At 64.9% G+C, this 14,102-nt stretch carries 13 protein-coding genes; 6 read left to right on the top strand and 7 right to left on the bottom strand.

The genetic code is table 11. The features are described from left to right. Positions 1 to 200 precede the first annotated feature (200 nt). Positions 201 to 758, top strand: coding sequence for a fasciclin domain-containing protein (locus ACSBOB_RS33035; protein ID WP_442580224.1), 558 nt, complete (start codon positions 201 to 203; stop codon positions 756 to 758). A 255-nt stretch (positions 759 to 1,013) separates the two neighbouring features. Here the strand turns inward: ACSBOB_RS33035 and ACSBOB_RS33030 are convergent, their stop codons facing one another. The 3 genes from ACSBOB_RS33030 to ACSBOB_RS33020 all read right to left on the bottom strand — a co-directional run bounded on the left by ACSBOB_RS33030 (position 1,014) and on the right by ACSBOB_RS33020 (position 1,843). After that, a complete protein-coding gene (locus tag ACSBOB_RS33030) occupies positions 1,014 to 1,205 on the bottom strand; it encodes a hypothetical protein (RefSeq protein WP_442580223.1) in 192 nt (63 codons plus the stop codon). Between the two features lie 117 nt (positions 1,206 to 1,322). Beyond that, the gene (locus ACSBOB_RS33025) at positions 1,323 to 1,622 is read right to left on the bottom strand and encodes an inositol monophosphatase family protein (RefSeq protein ID WP_442580222.1); all 300 of its coding nucleotides are present in this window, start codon (positions 1,620 to 1,622) and stop codon (positions 1,323 to 1,325) included. A gap of 50 nt (positions 1,623 to 1,672) precedes the next feature. Further along, positions 1,673 to 1,843, bottom strand: a complete 171-nt coding sequence (locus ACSBOB_RS33020; protein ID WP_442580221.1) for a hypothetical protein — start codon at positions 1,841 to 1,843, stop codon at positions 1,673 to 1,675. 453 nt (positions 1,844 to 2,296) lie between these two features. On the opposite strand from ACSBOB_RS33020, the gene ACSBOB_RS33015 reads away from it, so the two are divergent. Together ACSBOB_RS33015 and ACSBOB_RS33010 are read left to right on the top strand one after the other, a co-directional pair. Beyond that, complete coding sequence (locus ACSBOB_RS33015; RefSeq protein WP_442580220.1) at positions 2,297 to 5,656, top strand: M10 family metallopeptidase C-terminal domain-containing protein; 3,360 nt, start codon at positions 2,297 to 2,299, stop codon at positions 5,654 to 5,656. 272 nt (positions 5,657 to 5,928) lie between these two features. Beyond that, on the top strand, positions 5,929 to 6,219 hold the full coding sequence (locus tag ACSBOB_RS33010) for a DUF982 domain-containing protein (RefSeq protein ID WP_442580219.1): 291 nt from the start codon (positions 5,929 to 5,931) through the stop codon (positions 6,217 to 6,219). A 21-nt stretch (positions 6,220 to 6,240) separates the two neighbouring features. Here ACSBOB_RS33010 and ACSBOB_RS33005 read toward each other — a convergent pair whose 3' ends face one another. Both ACSBOB_RS33005 and ACSBOB_RS33000 read right to left on the bottom strand, forming a co-directional pair. Then, complete coding sequence (locus tag ACSBOB_RS33005; RefSeq protein ID WP_442580218.1) at positions 6,241 to 7,791, bottom strand: amidohydrolase family protein; 1,551 nt, start codon at positions 7,789 to 7,791, stop codon at positions 6,241 to 6,243. An 11-nt stretch (positions 7,792 to 7,802) separates the two neighbouring features. Further along, on the bottom strand, positions 7,803 to 9,347 hold the full coding sequence (locus ACSBOB_RS33000) for an amidohydrolase family protein (RefSeq protein ID WP_442580217.1): 1,545 nt from the start codon (positions 9,345 to 9,347) through the stop codon (positions 7,803 to 7,805). Between the two features lie 206 nt (positions 9,348 to 9,553). Here ACSBOB_RS33000 and ACSBOB_RS32995 point away from each other — a divergent pair, with 206 nt between their 5' ends. Together ACSBOB_RS32995 and ACSBOB_RS32990 are read left to right on the top strand one after the other, a co-directional pair. After that, entirely contained in the window at positions 9,554 to 10,135 is a 582-nt protein-coding gene (locus ACSBOB_RS32995) for a carboxymuconolactone decarboxylase family protein (protein WP_442580216.1), read from the top strand. Then, on the top strand, positions 10,132 to 10,926 hold the full coding sequence (locus ACSBOB_RS32990) for an alpha/beta fold hydrolase (protein ID WP_442580215.1): 795 nt from the start codon (positions 10,132 to 10,134) through the stop codon (positions 10,924 to 10,926). Before ACSBOB_RS32995 ends, ACSBOB_RS32990 begins: the two co-directional genes overlap by 4 nt. Before the next feature lie 22 nt (positions 10,927 to 10,948). Here ACSBOB_RS32990 and ACSBOB_RS32985 read toward each other — a convergent pair whose 3' ends face one another. Next, positions 10,949 to 11,872 (bottom strand): LysR family transcriptional regulator, encoded by a 924-nt coding sequence (locus tag ACSBOB_RS32985; protein ID WP_442580214.1) that lies wholly within the window; start codon positions 11,870 to 11,872, stop codon positions 10,949 to 10,951. A gap of 108 nt (positions 11,873 to 11,980) precedes the next feature. On the opposite strand from ACSBOB_RS32985, the gene ACSBOB_RS32980 reads away from it, so the two are divergent. Continuing rightward, entirely contained in the window at positions 11,981 to 12,499 is a 519-nt protein-coding gene (locus tag ACSBOB_RS32980) for a flavin reductase family protein (RefSeq protein ID WP_442580213.1), read from the top strand. Positions 12,500 to 12,595: 96 nt separating this feature from the next. Here ACSBOB_RS32980 and ACSBOB_RS32975 read toward each other — a convergent pair whose 3' ends face one another. Continuing rightward, positions 12,596 to 14,101, bottom strand: a complete 1,506-nt coding sequence (locus ACSBOB_RS32975; protein WP_442580212.1) for a tripartite tricarboxylate transporter permease — start codon at positions 14,099 to 14,101, stop codon at positions 12,596 to 12,598. Position 14,102 lies beyond the last annotated feature (1 nt).

Genomic DNA, 14,102 nt, shown 5'->3' with positions numbered 1-14,102 from the left:
AGGTCTGATCTCCGAAGCGACGCCGGATCATGACAAGTGAATTTCGCGGGTGGTGAAACTCTCTTCCCGCCTCGCCCGTATCTGTCCTGATGCGCAGGTGGTCGCCGGGAAAAACTCAAAAAAATCTGAAACTTATGCATGATGGTCCGCGTGTCTTCTTCCGCCTCCCGAAACACGGGAACACCCAAGGAGAAACTGACATGCGCAAGTTCACTGCCGCTCTGTTCGCCGGCGCACTCGCTCTCTCGTCCGCCGCCACCGTTGCCTACGCCGACAATCCGATGGTCGGCGGCGCGCCGATGTATGCCGACAAGAACGTCGTCGAGAACGCCGTCAACTCGAAGGACCACACCACGCTGGTTGCCGCAGTCAAGGCCGCCGGCCTGGTCGAGACCTTGCAGGGCGCAGGGCCTTTCACCGTGCTCGCGCCGACCAACGAGGCCTTCGCCGCGCTGCCGGCCGGCACGGTCGAGACGCTGCTGAAGCCCGAGAACAAGGACAAGCTAACCAAGATCCTGACCTGCCACGTGGTTGCCGCCAAGGCGATGTCGGCCGACATCATGAAGATGGTCGACGACGACAAGGGCGCCCATCCGGTCAAGACCGTCGGCGGCTGCACCTGGACCGCAAAATACAAGGGCGACAAGATCATGATCGAGGACGAGAACGGCAACGTCGCCAACGTGACGATCGCCAATGTCGAGCAGTCGAACGGCGTGATCCACGTCATCGACAAGGTGCTTTTGCCGAAAATGTAAGACCGCATCCCGGCCCCCTGAGGCCGGGACCGGAGACCACGCCGTCTCAGGCTATCGGATGCGCGGACCGTTTCCGGCTTTTCACGTCCGCGCATCCATCGAGCGCTCCGCAGCCCAGGGCTGCGGAGCGTTTTCGTCGGGGAAGGGAAATCGCGCCGTCCCGGGCAGAGAGCAAACCAGGGCAGGCCTCTGCCGCTTGCGTTCCGGCGTGCGTGTCGGCTTCCGACTTGAGGCGAACGGAGCGGCGGCCGTCCGCTATGCGAATTCTTCGGCGATCTCTTCGGGTGTTTCACGGACGGCATAGATCTGCCGCCGGTCGCCACCGCCGGAGACGCAGGCAACCGTCGTCGCCACCGCCTTGGGAGTCCGGTAGACGGCAACGACGTGGTCCGAGTTTATGTAGATCGTCGTCGCCGCGGCGTCGTTCAGTGTGAGTTCCAGAAACATCTTGATCTCCTTCTTGGCGCCACCCTTTCATCAACCCCGTCGCCGGGCAAGCCATCCGTAGATAATGCGCGCGGGCGCAACTGCTCGCGGCGGTAATCTTGCGATCGATATTTCACCCTACGGATCGAACACGCCGGCGCTTGGCGAATGCACCTTGTCGAAGACGTCCCGGCCGGCGGCGATCTCCATCATCCCTTCGGACAGCACAGTCTCCGGGTCGGGGCGCAGGATCTTGCCGCCGGCCTCCTCGACGAGCAGCATTCCGGCCAGGCAGTCCCACGCGTTCATGTGCTCCTCGACATAGCCCAGCAGGCGTCCGGCGGCGACATAGGCCAGCATCAGCGCGCCGGATGCATTGCGATAGAAGATGCCGCCCTCGTCGAAGAGCCGGTCGATGATGCTGGTGACGTTGCGCATCTCGCGCCGGTTGGAGAAGCCGATGCCGACGGCGCCCTCCGACAGCGTCCTTAGAGGCCGGCAGTCGGCGCATGCTCCTCGCCGACGATGCCGTCGTCGGGATATGCTGCGGCAAGTTCGCGGCGCACGAACAGTTCAACCTCGCGATCGGCTTCCGAGACCATGTCCTGATGGCCCTTGCTCTCGATTGTCAGCGTGTCGAGGTCCCGGAAAAATCTCATTCCGAGGTCGCCCGCGCGCTGCACGAGATCGGTCGCGCAAATCGCTGCACATGTCCGCTCGCTCTGCGTCATTCCGGTGGCGGTGTCGTACGCCGGACAGGCGATGGAGTTCAATATGAGGCTCAACAAAGGCCTTCTTATTAGTCGGATAATCGGTCGTCCCGAAGACTGGTTGCCGTTACGGAAGGTCGCCCGCAGGAACGGCGCGTATTGTCAGGACGGTTGCGTTCGCCTTGCGAGCATTCGCTGCCAGGAGATTCTGCATTGTACGCCTGCCGGAATCATGCCGGCAAAATTGCATATCTAATTTGCTTGTCATGCAAAATATTCGTCGATAGAAATTCTGTCTCAGGGGCATTCGACTTCCTTCTATCGGGAGTTGAGTTCTGGCCACCGACGGGGTGACGGGCTTCGGCGTGGCCTAACAAAGTCCAACCAAGGATGGGATACCCTATGCCTGTAGAAAACCTCGAATGGATGAACATCGACCAGACGCCGGACAACCCGTTCGGCAAGAGTACTGACTATGAGGCGTTTCTCGACTATCTGGGGGCTCTCAACCGGGATTTGACACCGGAAATGGCCCAGAACCCGATCCGCGTGAACGTGTCGGAGCTGAACAATCATCCCGAATACAAGGCGGCCGCCATCGGCGCCCTGCAGCAATGGTCGGCGACGACGCCGTTGCAATTCGAGATCGTCGACGACCGGCCGTTCGACCCCGATCTGGACTATCTGGAAGTGGTGAGCCCGGAACTGGGCGAGGAAGACGACGGCAGCGCCTATTCGGCCAACCGCTACGTCAGCATCGGACAGCGCTTCCACGACACCGAGCCGAACAAGACCGATCCTGGCGGCTATGTCTTCAACGCCTTCGTCCACGAATTCGGCCACGAATGGGGTCTGAATCATCCGGGCGTGTACAATTACGGCGGGCCGGGCGGCGACCAGATCAATTTCTTCAACGGCGCGACCTGGATCTACGACCAGCAGCGCTATAGCGTCATGTCCTATTTCGACGGCATCGACGTCGGCGGAACGACGCGCTGGACCGCCACGACGCCGATGGTCGGCGACATCGAGGCGGTGATCCGCCATTATTTCTCGACCGTCGACGATGAGGGCGTGCGCACCTACCAGGACATCCAGCTCAACACCGGCGACGACCGCTACGGTTTCGGGAGCAGCAAGCTCGGCTATGCGCTGGAAGCGAATGGAACGGCGCACGACATCGGTTTCGTCATCCACGATACGGGCGGCACCGACACCGTCGACTTCTCCGGTTCGACCGCCGGCACGGTCCTCGACCTCCGCGCAGGCCGCTGGTCGAGCGTCAACGGGCACGAGAACAACGTCATGATCTTCGACGGGCACAACGCCGATGCGACCGAATATTACATCGAACGGGGCATCGGCAGCGCTTTCGCCGACATCATCATCGGCAATGACGGCGACAATTCCATCGTCGGCGGTGACGGCGCCGACAAGATCGCAGGGCTCGGCGGCGACGACAAGATCAACGGCGGCAACCAGACCGACGTGATCTATGGCGGCACCGGCGACGATTACATCATCGGCGGCCTCGACACGCTCGACAGCCGCGACCGCAACAACACGCTGCCACCCGTCACCGGGCCGGAGACCAAGGACGGCAACGACCGGCTCTACGGCGAGGAGGGCAACGACACGATCGACGCAGGCGCCGGCGACGACATACTGGATGGCGGCGACGGCAACGACATCCTGCGCGGCATGGCCGGCGTCGACGTGTTCAAGGGCGGCGCCGGTGTCGATACCGTCGACTTCAGCCGCGAGAGCCCGTTCCAGTTGCTGGTCAACCTCGAACTCAACATCGCCAGCGGCGGCACCGCGACCGGCGACACCTTCTACAGCATTGAGAACCTGATCGGTTCCGACGACCGCATCGACCGCTTCATCGGCACCAAGGACGCCAACTATTTCCGCGGCCTCGGCGGCGGCGACGTCTTCAACGGCGGCGACGGCAACGACGTGCTGGACGGCGCGCGCGATGGTGACGTGCTCTACGGCGAAGGCGGCAACGACAGGATCATCGGCGGCGCCGGACAGGACTACATCAACGGCGGCGCCGGCAGGGACACGGCGGACTATACCACCGGTTCCGACTCCAAGGCCATTTCCGGCGTGACGGTCAACCTTGCCACCGGAGAGGCCAGCGGCGGCGATGCCGAAGGCAACACCACCAATGGCGTGCAGGGCGACGTCCTCGTCTCGATCGAGAACCTGACCGGTTCGAAATTCGCCGACGTGCTGACCGGCGACGACGGCGTCAACATCATCCGTGGCGCGGGCGGCGACGATTCGCTCTCCGGCGGCGGCGGCAAGGACCTGCTCGACGGCGGCGCCGGCATGGACATGGTCGCCTTCTACGACAGCAAGGCCGGCGTGGTCGCCGACCTCACCCAACCCGGCGAGGACACACTGGTCTCGATCGAGGGTTTTGCCGGTTCGGCCTTCAACGACAAGCTGACGGGCGATGCCAACGCCAACGTTCTGGTCGGCCAGGGCGGAAACGACGTGCTGAAGGGCGGCGCCGGTAACGACGTGCTCGACGGCGACTTCACGGCGATCCCGCCCACCGGCATCGGCATCGGAAGCGGCTACGCCACGCTCGGCGCGGGCGCCAAGAACAACTCGCTGGCCGCCGCCTATGACATCACCAACAACTTCACCACGGTGGCCGACCCCGACATATTCGACTCCGACACGGTGCCGCACACCACGGTGAACGCCACCGGCAACGGCCAGTCTGGCTTCTACAAGATTGAGCTGACCAAGGGCGCGACGCTGACGGTCGATATCGACCACATCGCCGATCCCGACGTGCACGACAGCTGGATCCTGCTGATCCGCGACAATGGGGCCGGCGGCGTCCTCGTCGCCAACAATGACGACAATGGCGGCGATCCCGGCTCCGAATCCGGCCGCGACTCCGGTCTGGTCTATACGGTCACGCAGGACGGCATCTACTACGTCCAGGTCGGCGCCTGGGTCGACGGCGCGTCGCCGAGCGGCTTCTCGCCGACGGTGCCGGTCGGCTCCACCTATGAGATCAACGTCTCGGTGGCTCCCGCCGATGTCGGCATGCCCAATGTCGGACCCGCGGGCAACGATACGCTGTTCGGCGGCGACGGCAACGACACGCTGCTGGGCCGCGCCGGCGGCGACGTGCTGAATGGCGGCAATGGCGCGGACACCGCGTCCTATGCCGGTGCCCTGGCCGGCGTGACCGCGAGCCTGTTCAATGCCGCGATCAACACCGGCGATGCGGCAGGCGACAGCTACATCTCGGTCGAGCACCTGACCGGGTCGAGCTTCGACGACATCCTGCATGGGAATGACGGCCGCAACATCCTCATCGGTGGCGCCGGCGACGATGCCATCAAGGGCAATGGCGGCAATGACACGCTGGCCGGCGGCCTTGGGCAGGACACGCTGCACGGCGGTGCCGGGGCGGATTCGTTCCTCTTCGACACAATCCCCGCCGATCCGGGCAATGTCGACCGCATCCTCGACTTCAATGCCGCCGACGACGTGATCTGGCTGGACGACGCGGCCTATACCGCGCTGACCGCGCTGGGCAACCTCGCCGCGTCGGCGTTCAAGGATGTTGCTGCTGCTGCCAAGGATGCCGACGACCGCATCATCTACAATTCGGACACCGGCAATCTCTACTACGATGCTGACGGTTCCGGTGGTGCATTCGCCAACATCCGGATCGCCACATTGTCAGGCACGCCTTTGTTGACGGCGGCGGATTTCGTGGTGGTCTAGGTTTCCATCGATAAGGACCATCGCCCCGCCGGCTCACGCCGGCGGGGCCTTTCGTTCCGGAAAGTCTGGTCGTAATCCAGCCGGCGGCGCGGATGTCGGCGCCAGAGAGCCTTGCGGCAAGCCGCCGGTCACCGAACCTTACCCTTCGTATCGAAGCGGGTCCGTCCGAAGCGGAGCCAGCGCTTCGTCCGGTCGAATAATCCCATGCAACCGAACGGTGGATCGCGCGTTCTGGCGCGGTCAAAATGCTCTTTGGCCATTGGGAGGAATGCATGCAAGGAATCGGTTTCACGCAGCCGGTGTCGATCTTCGTCGGACTGGGGTTCCCCCATGACGTCGGTACGCCGACCGAGGCGTATCGCATCCTGAACGAATGGACGGGTTCGCGCGGGCCAACCCATGCAATGGCGCTCAATGTCTGTCGTCTGGCCATCGCCGGAGAGGTCGACGCCGATACGGCCAGGCTTGCTTTCGAGGCTTTTGCAAGGGTGCGGGGCATTCTGGCGCCCGATGCGATGGTCGAGGTCGCGCGCCGCGTATCCGACGAGTGGCTGGCCGCCTGAGGATTGCCGGATCGACCGGGGTCAGTCGGCGAGGTCGATGGCGTCATGCGGCCACCCGACGGCCTCGAACAGATAGTCCCGCGAGGCCTCGGCAGCGGCGCGCAGCCGCCGGAAGTCGACGTTCACCAGCCTGCCGCGCCATTTGCGGATGCGCCCGCCGATCATCACCGTGTCGACGGAATGGACGTCGGCGCCCTGGACGACGCTGCAGACCGCATTGTTGCGCGGGAAGAGGTGGATGTCGTCCGTGTTGATCATGACGATGTCCGCCTGCTTACCGGGCGTCAGCGAGCCGACCTTGTGGTCCAGCGCGCAGTTTTGGGCGCCGCGGATGGTCGCGGCCTCCAGCATGTCGCGCAGCGTCGCATAATGCGGCGTGGCCCCCTCGCCGCGCATCGCGTCCCGGTGGGCTTTCGCACGCTGGAAGGCGTAGAGCGTTTGCATCTCGCGGAACGTGTCGATGGCGTAGGTGGCGGGATCGTCATTGCTGATCGCCGGCTTGAGCCCGGCCTCGATCCAGGCCTGGTAGGGCACGTCGCCGAAGCGGAACTGCGTCTCGATGCGCGGGCAGACATTGACCGTCGCGCCATGGGCCACGACGGCCGCCATCTTCTCGGGTGAAATGAAGGTGCCGTGATTGATCGTCTCGCGGCCGTCGAGTTCACCGGATGCGTAGAGCTCGACCAGCGGATGGACGCCGATGCCGCTGTCGAAGGTGATCCAGCAGTCGAGCTCGCGCCGGACCTTCAGCACATGCCGCAGTTCGTCTTCCGGGTCGCGGCCCAGCATGAACACGCGCAGCGACGTCAACTGGTCGTCGGAGGAGAAGTAATGCCGTCGCAGCCGGCGCGCGTCTTCCGGGAACTGGCGGTCCCACGGGCCGAAGCGCGGGCGGCCGAACGCATGGATGCCGCGGATGCCGGAATCGACCAGTGCCTGGATCGATGCGTCGGAATGCGTGGCGGATCGCGAATTGTGGGCGTTGTCGCAGACCGTGGTGATGCCGCCATTGATCGCCGAAAGCATCGACATCAGCGTGCCGACATAGGTGTCCTCCGGCCGGTAGGCCGGGCCGAACGTATGATGGAACACCCAGCGGTAGTTACGGGTGCGCGTGGCGGGGTCGACCGTACCCTTCTTCTCGTCCTCGGCGGTGCTCGCGTGGTTGGGAATGATGCGCGGCAGGTTGCCCTGCCAGGCGTGGATGTGCGGATCGCAGAAGCCCGGAATGACGATCATCTCGGAAGCGTCGATGACCGCGGCGTCCGCTTCGATGTTCGGTGCGACCGCGGCGATCTTCGATCCTTCGATCAAAAGGTCGCCGCGTGCGAAGTCGCCAACGGCCGGGTCCATGCTGAGGATGGTGCCGCCCTTCAGAAGGATGCGCCTTCCCGCCTCGGCCGTGATCGGCGCCCTGGCGAAATCCGCCGAAAGCGCGGTCTCGGCGACGTCCGGCGTCTCCACGGCAGGGCCGGCGATGCCGGCGAAAATGCCGTCGAGGAAACCTTGCCGCCCGTCGCTGGCCTGGCATCCGCAGCCCGGTCCGCCGCACATATGTCCACTGCGCGTCATTTGTCGCGTCCTCAATACCCGTCGCCGAAAAGCGGGGCCTGAAGTCCCGATTTTTCGACGACCCGGTCGCGCGCCGCCTCGGCCAGCTGCCTGATATGGCCGACATCGAAATCCAGCAGCTGCCCGGCCCATTTGGCCAGCCTGCCGGCAATCATCACCGTCGAGACGTTGCGGCCGTCGGCGCCCGACACGATGGTGCCGATGGCGTTGTTGAGCGGCAGCGTGTTGATGGCGCCGGCCTCGATCAGGATCAGGTCGGCCTGCTTGCCGGGCGCGAACGAACCGATCCGGTGCTGCATACCCAGCGCCCGCGCGCCCTCGACCGTGGCGAAGCCCAAAACGTCGCGGACCGAAAGGCACGGTACGTCACGGCCGTCGCCGCGCATGCGCCGTTCGTTGGCGGCCGAGCGCTGCAAGGCGAGCATCGCCCGCATCTGGGTGAACATGTCGCCGGGCAACGAGACTTCCACATCGATGCTGAGGCTGGGTCTCAGGCCGAGGTCGAGCGCCCGCTGGATCGGCGGCAGGCCGCCCGCCACGCCCAGCTGCGCGACCGAGGTGGTGGCTATGGACAGGGTGGCGCCGCTGTCGCGGATATGGCTCCAGGCGAGATCGTCCAGCGCGGTGCAGTGGATATAGGTGGTGTCGTCCTTCATCAGCCCCTGGCGATGGATCTCGGCCATCAGTTCCGGCCGGCGCGCCGCGTGGGCGGTGATGCGCAGGCCGAGTTCGCGGGCGATCGGCCAGTGCTGGTGGCGGTCGATGTCGGCGGCGAGGCAGAGCGTCACCAGAGCGTCGTCCGACGGCAGCACGTCGCGCCGCAGCCGTCTGATGTCCTGCGGATACTGGCTGTTAGGATGGCTGCATCGCGACTGGCCAAAACCGTAGACGGCGCGGATGCCGGAGCGCTGCAGGCCTTCGATGGCGGCGTCGGAATGGTCGGGCGAGTTGGAGATGTGCGACCAGTCGAGCAGGGTTGTGACGCCGCTGTCGATGGCACCGAGGCAGGTGAGCAGATTGCCGATCAGCACATCCTCCGGGCTGTAGACGAGTGCCGCCTGATCTGAGGTCTCGCGGTATTTGAGCCAGAGGATGTTGGGGGCGAAGCGGCGAAAAACGTTCTGCCAGCAGTGCCGGTGCGTGTCGATGAAACCGGGGCAGGCGATCATGCCTCGCGCATCGATCGCCTCGCAGTCGGCGTCGATGGACGGGGCGATGGCGGCGATCCGGCTGCCTTCGACGAGGATGTCGCCTCTCGGCAGATCGGTAACATTCGAATCCATGCTGACGATGCAGGCGCCGCGGATGAGCAGGCGTCTCCGCTCGCCGGCGGCGTTGAGGCGGCCTACCCATTCCGGCGTCCGCAGCACGGCACGCGCGGCTGAGCGATCCGGCGAAGGCAGCGGCCCGGCGGGAGCGAAAGACGCCGTCGGCGCACCGGCGGAAAGCGGCATGCAGCCGGGGCAGCGGCAGCCGCCCGGCCCTCCCGCGTCGGCGAAATAGGGTGTGCTGGGGGTCACGGGCATGTCGCGAAACTGCTCTGCGGGAGATTCCATCTCTCTATAGCCTGAGGGCACGCATCGTTACCGGCCGTTTTGGAAATTCTCCTTTGCGTTCCGAAGCCGGCTTGCTGAAAAGATGAATTTCCGAAAAGGCCGATTGTCCGGCGTCCAGCCGGAAGCCAAGGAAGGCAAGCGGACTGGCGCGGCGGAGGGGGGATGACTTTCCGCGCCGGCTCGGATTGTCCACAGGCGAGGCTTTCATGCGACTTCCCGAGATCGACATCGAGGCGATGGACGCCGCTCAGAAGGCGGTCTACGACCACATTGCCGGCGGCGCGCGCGGCAGGGTCGCCGGGCCGTTCCTGGCACTTCTCCACAGCCCGGAACTCGCGGCGCGCGTCGAGCAACTCGGCGTCTTTGTGCGGTTCGAATGCGCGGTGCCGCAGCGCCAGCGGGAACTGGCTATCCTGGCCGTCGCCCGCCACTGGCGGGCCGACTACGAATGGTTCGTCCATGCGCCCATCGCCGAGAAGCAGGGGCTGCCTCGCGATGCGATCGACACACTCGGCATGGGCGGCACGCCGCAATGGCCGACCGAAGAAGATCGTGTCGTCGCGGATTTCTGCGGCGAACTGCTCCGCTCGACACAGGTTTCGGACGCGACCTACGGGCGCGCGACAGAGTTGTTCGGCGTGCGCGGAACCACCGATCTCACCGGCCTGATCGGTTACTATTCGCTGCTGGCGCTGACCATCAACGCGCACCAGGTCGGGGTGCCCGCGGATGCCGACATTCCCTGGAAGCGTGTTCGGATGGCTGATGCCGCGGAGCGCCGGCCGTGAAGGCGACGCTGCCGGATGCACGCACGCTGAGCTACCGGATCGAGGGGCCGCGCGAGGCGCCTTGCATCATGCTGGCGCATGGTGTGGCGCTGGACCTCCGGGTCTGGGATGGCTTCGCCGGCGTAATGGCCAGCGACTATCGCGTGCTTCGATACGACAGCCGTGGCCATGGTGGGTCGCCGGCTGGGTCGGGATCCTTCACCCTGGACGATCTGGCGGACGACGCGGTCGCGCTGATGGATACGGTCGGCCTGGCGAAGGTGCATTTCGTCGGCCTGTCGCTGGGTGGCATGGTCGGCATGGGGCTGGCGCTGGACCACCGCGAGCGGCTGGAGAGCGTCGCCTTCTGCAACGCCCGCGCATCGGCCACGCCGGATTATAGAAAGAACTGGGAGGAGCGTCTCGAGCGCGTCCGGCAGGGCGGCATGGAAGCAATCGCCGACGCCACCGTCAGCCGCTGGTTCACGCCGGAGTTTCCCGTCCGCGATCCACGGGCGATCGCAGCGATCAGGCAGATGGTTCTGGCCACGTCTGTGGACGGATATTGCGCCAGCGCCGAGGCGCTGAAGGGCCTGGACTACGAACGGCGCCTCGAGGGCAGCAGCGTCCGCTCCCTGTTCCTCGCCGGCGAGAAGGACGGCGGCGCGCCGCCTTCCGTCCTGCGCGACCATCAGCGGAAGACGCCGAGTTCGCGCTATGCGGAGCTGCCGGACACCGGCCATATCTCCGTCATCGAAAATCCTGAAGGTTTTGCGGCGGCGATTTTAGGCTTTATCCGTGAAGACGCATAACCCCTCGACACCCGATCGGCGGTCAGTGAGCCGGCTGAAGGGCAGGTGCGGCGATCGACGGCAGTTCCTCGTTCTTCGCCAGCGAGATCAGGAAGTCGATGAATATCCGCACCTTTCTGGGCAGGTGCTTCTTGCCGAGATAGAGCACGGAGATCGGCGCGCCGTCGAGGCTGTAGTCGGAAAGCAGCGGCACGAGCTTTCCCTGGCTCAGATCCTTGCGGACCAGCCAGAGCGTGCCCTGCATGATGCCGAGGCCGGCCACCGCCGCCTCGCGCAGCGCGTCGCCGCTGTTGATGACGGCATTGCCCCGCACCCGCACCATCTTGTTGTGGCCGTTGGAACCGCGGAACTCCCAATTGGGTCCGAAGCGTCCGACGAGGCAGTTGTGATCCTGGAGGTCCTCGGGCGTCCGCGGCTCGCCATGCCTGGCGACATAATCTGGCGAGGCCACCACCAGTTGCGGGCCGCGCGTCAGCAGGCGGATGGTGAGACGCGAATCGCTGACCTGCCCTGTCCGCACGGCCACGTCGAAACCTTCGGCGATCAGGTCGACAGGGCCGTCACTGAAGGCGAGGTCCAACTCGATGTCGGGATAGCGGGCGAAGAAGTCGGGCAGTTCGGGAACCAGCGTCACCCTGCCGAAGGAGATCGGCACGACGGCGCGTACCCGCCCGCGCGCCGTGGCGTTGCGGTTGCGTAACTGGGTTTCGGCATCCTCCAGGTCGGTGAGGATCTGGACGCTGCGTTCGTAGAACTCCTGGCCGTAGTCGGTGGTGCTCAATTGGCGCGTGGTGCGGTGGAAGAGCTGGGTGCCCAGATCGTCCTCCAGCCGGGCGATCGCCTTGGTGACCGCCGACACCGACATGCCGAGCTTGCGGGCGGCGGCCGTGAAGCCGCCGCTCTCGGCCACCTTGGTGAATATGGTCAAGGCCATGAATTTGTTCATGGTGCCTCCTTTCCGGAAGGGAAAGAATGTATTTCATATTTAGGACATTTTCAACATGAGTGCCCGGCTCCTATCTTGCCGCCAGCATGTGCAGGCAAGAGGATCGCCATGAACCAGTGCGTCGATAGCTTTGCCGGCGAGCGGGTCGACCCGCAGGCGTTCCGCGCCGCGATCGGCGCCTTCGCAACCGGCGTGGCCGTCGTCACGGCCAGCGACGCCGGCGCCTGGTTCGGCATGACGATGAACTCGCTTACGTCGGTCTCGCTGGATCCCTGCCTGCTGCTCATCTGCCCGAAAAAGGGCAGCGCCACCGGCAGCGCCATGAAAGCGTCGGGCCAGTTCGGCGTGAGCCTGCTCAACAATTCGCAGAAGGAACTGGCCGGCCGGTTCGTCGGCAGGGCCGCCAGCATGGCCGAACGCTTCGACGGGCTGAACATCGACATCGGCCAGCGCGGCCTGCCGCTGCTGCGCGACGCGCTGTCCAGCTTCGAATGCGTGGTGCGGGATATCCACTCCGGTGGCGACCACGACATCGTGATCGGCGAGGTGATCTCGTGCCGGCGTCTCGACGGCGAGCCGCTCGTCTTCTTTCGCGGCGGTTTTGGCAAATACCAGCACGGTCACTGACGGCCGGTCCCGGCCAATGCGTTGGGGACGAAAGAGGCGGCCGTCACGCGACGGCCGCCTCTTTCGTTTTTCAGAATGCCGAAACGGGTGTGGCCGCTAAGCCTCGACGCTCAGCTTCTCGCGGCGCTGCTTGCGGATGAAGGAGGAGCCGACCAGCAGTAGCATGATGACAGCCAGCGACAGCATGACGGCGGACACCGGCCGCTCGAAAAAGAACATCAGGTCGCCCTTCGACAGGATCATCGCGCGGCGGAAATGCTCCTCCAGCATCGGCCCGAGCACGAAGCCGAGCATGAGAGGCAGCGGGTCGCATTCGAGCTTGCGGAAGATATAGCCGACGAAGCCGAAGACCACGACGAGCACGACGTCGAAAGTCGAGGACTGCACCGAATAGACGCCGACGCAGCAGAACATCAGGATCGCCGGGAAAAGGATCTTGTAGGGAACCTTCAGCAGCCGCACCCACAGGCCGATCAGCGGCAGGTTGAGGATGACCAGCATCAAATTGCCGATCCACATCGACACGATCAGCCCCCAGAACAGGTCCGGGTTCTGGGTCATGACCTGCGGGCCGGGCTGGATGTTGTGGATCATCATCGCGCCGAGCAGCATCGCCATGCTCCCGGTCCCTGGAATGCCCAGGGTCAGCGTTGGGATGAAGGCGGTCTGCGCGGCGGCGTTGTTGGCCGCCTCCGGGCCGGCGACGCCTTCCAGCGCGCCATGCCCCAGTTCGTCGGCGTGGCGGGAGAATTTTCGCTCCAGCGTATAGGCCATGAAGGAGGCGAGCGCCGCGCCGGCGCCGGGCAGGATGCCGACAAGGCTGCCGAGCGCCGTGCCTCGGAACATCGACGGCGTCATGCGCCTGAACTCTGCGCGCGTCGGCCACAGGTTCGAGACCTTCGAAGTTATGCTCTTGGGGCCTTCGGCGTGGGTGAGATTGGCGACGATTTCCGCCGCAGCGAACATGCCGACCGCGACGACGACGAAATCGATGCCATCCCAGAGATCGGAGATCCCGAAAGTGAAGCGGGTGACACCGGAACTCACATCCGTGCCGATCATGCCGAGAAGCACGCCGACTACCAGCATGCACAGCGACAGGATCAGCGAACTCGGCGTCAGCACCACGGCGCCGACAAGGCCGAGCATGAGCAGCGAGAAATATTCGGCCGGTCCGAAGGACAGCGCCACCCTGGTCAGCGGAATGGCGAAAGCCGCCAGGATCAGCGTGCCGACGCAGCCGGCGACGAACGAGCTTATGGCGGCGGTTGCCAGCGCCGTGCCGGCGCGGCCGTCCTGGGCCATCTTGTGGCCGTCGATGACCGTCACCACCGACGAGGTCTCGCCGGGCAGGTTGAGAAGGATCGCCGTGGTCGACCCGCCATATTGCGAGCCGTAGTAGATGCCGGCCAGCATGATCAGCGCCGCGGTCGGATCGAGGCCATATGTGAACGGCAGCAGGATCGCGATGGTGGCGAGGGGGCCGAGGCCCGGCAGGATGCCGATCAGCGTTCCCAGCAGGCAGCCCACGAAGGCGTAGAAAAGGTTCTGCAGCGTGAAGGCCACGCTGGCGCCGAGCGCCAGATGCGAAAGAAGTTCCATG

Origin of the sequence: Mesorhizobium sp. KACC 23794 (assembly GCF_052180275.1) — a bacterium.
In the GTDB taxonomy this organism is placed as follows: domain Bacteria; phylum Pseudomonadota; class Alphaproteobacteria; order Rhizobiales; family Rhizobiaceae; genus Kumtagia.
Note: the sequence above shows the minus strand (reverse complement) of the source record. Positions and strands in the feature narration are given on the sequence as shown.

Coding starts and splice junctions, on each gene's coding strand:
- ACSBOB_RS33025 (WP_442580222.1), bottom strand. CDS start 1,622: ATGCGCAACGTCACCAGCATCATCGACCGGCTCTTCGACGAGGGCGGC.
- ACSBOB_RS33000 (WP_442580217.1), bottom strand. CDS start 9,347: ATGGAATCTCCCGCAGAGCAGTTTCGCGACATGCCCGTGACCCCCAGC.
- ACSBOB_RS32980 (WP_442580213.1), top strand. CDS start 11,981: ATGAACCAGTGCGTCGATAGCTTTGCCGGCGAGCGGGTCGACCCGCAG.
- ACSBOB_RS32985 (WP_442580214.1), bottom strand. CDS start 11,872: ATGAACAAATTCATGGCCTTGACCATATTCACCAAGGTGGCCGAGAGC.
- ACSBOB_RS32975 (WP_442580212.1), bottom strand. CDS start 14,101: ATGGAACTTCTTTCGCATCTGGCGCTCGGCGCCAGCGTGGCCTTCACG.
- ACSBOB_RS33015 (WP_442580220.1), top strand. CDS start 2,297: ATGCCTGTAGAAAACCTCGAATGGATGAACATCGACCAGACGCCGGAC.
- ACSBOB_RS33010 (WP_442580219.1), top strand. CDS start 5,929: ATGCAAGGAATCGGTTTCACGCAGCCGGTGTCGATCTTCGTCGGACTG.
- ACSBOB_RS33035 (WP_442580224.1), top strand. CDS start 201: ATGCGCAAGTTCACTGCCGCTCTGTTCGCCGGCGCACTCGCTCTCTCG.
- ACSBOB_RS33030 (WP_442580223.1), bottom strand. CDS start 1,205: ATGTTTCTGGAACTCACACTGAACGACGCCGCGGCGACGACGATCTAC.
- ACSBOB_RS33020 (WP_442580221.1), bottom strand. CDS start 1,843: ATGAGATTTTTCCGGGACCTCGACACGCTGACAATCGAGAGCAAGGGC.
- ACSBOB_RS33005 (WP_442580218.1), bottom strand. CDS start 7,791: ATGACGCGCAGTGGACATATGTGCGGCGGACCGGGCTGCGGATGCCAG.
- ACSBOB_RS32995 (WP_442580216.1), top strand. CDS start 9,554: ATGCGACTTCCCGAGATCGACATCGAGGCGATGGACGCCGCTCAGAAG.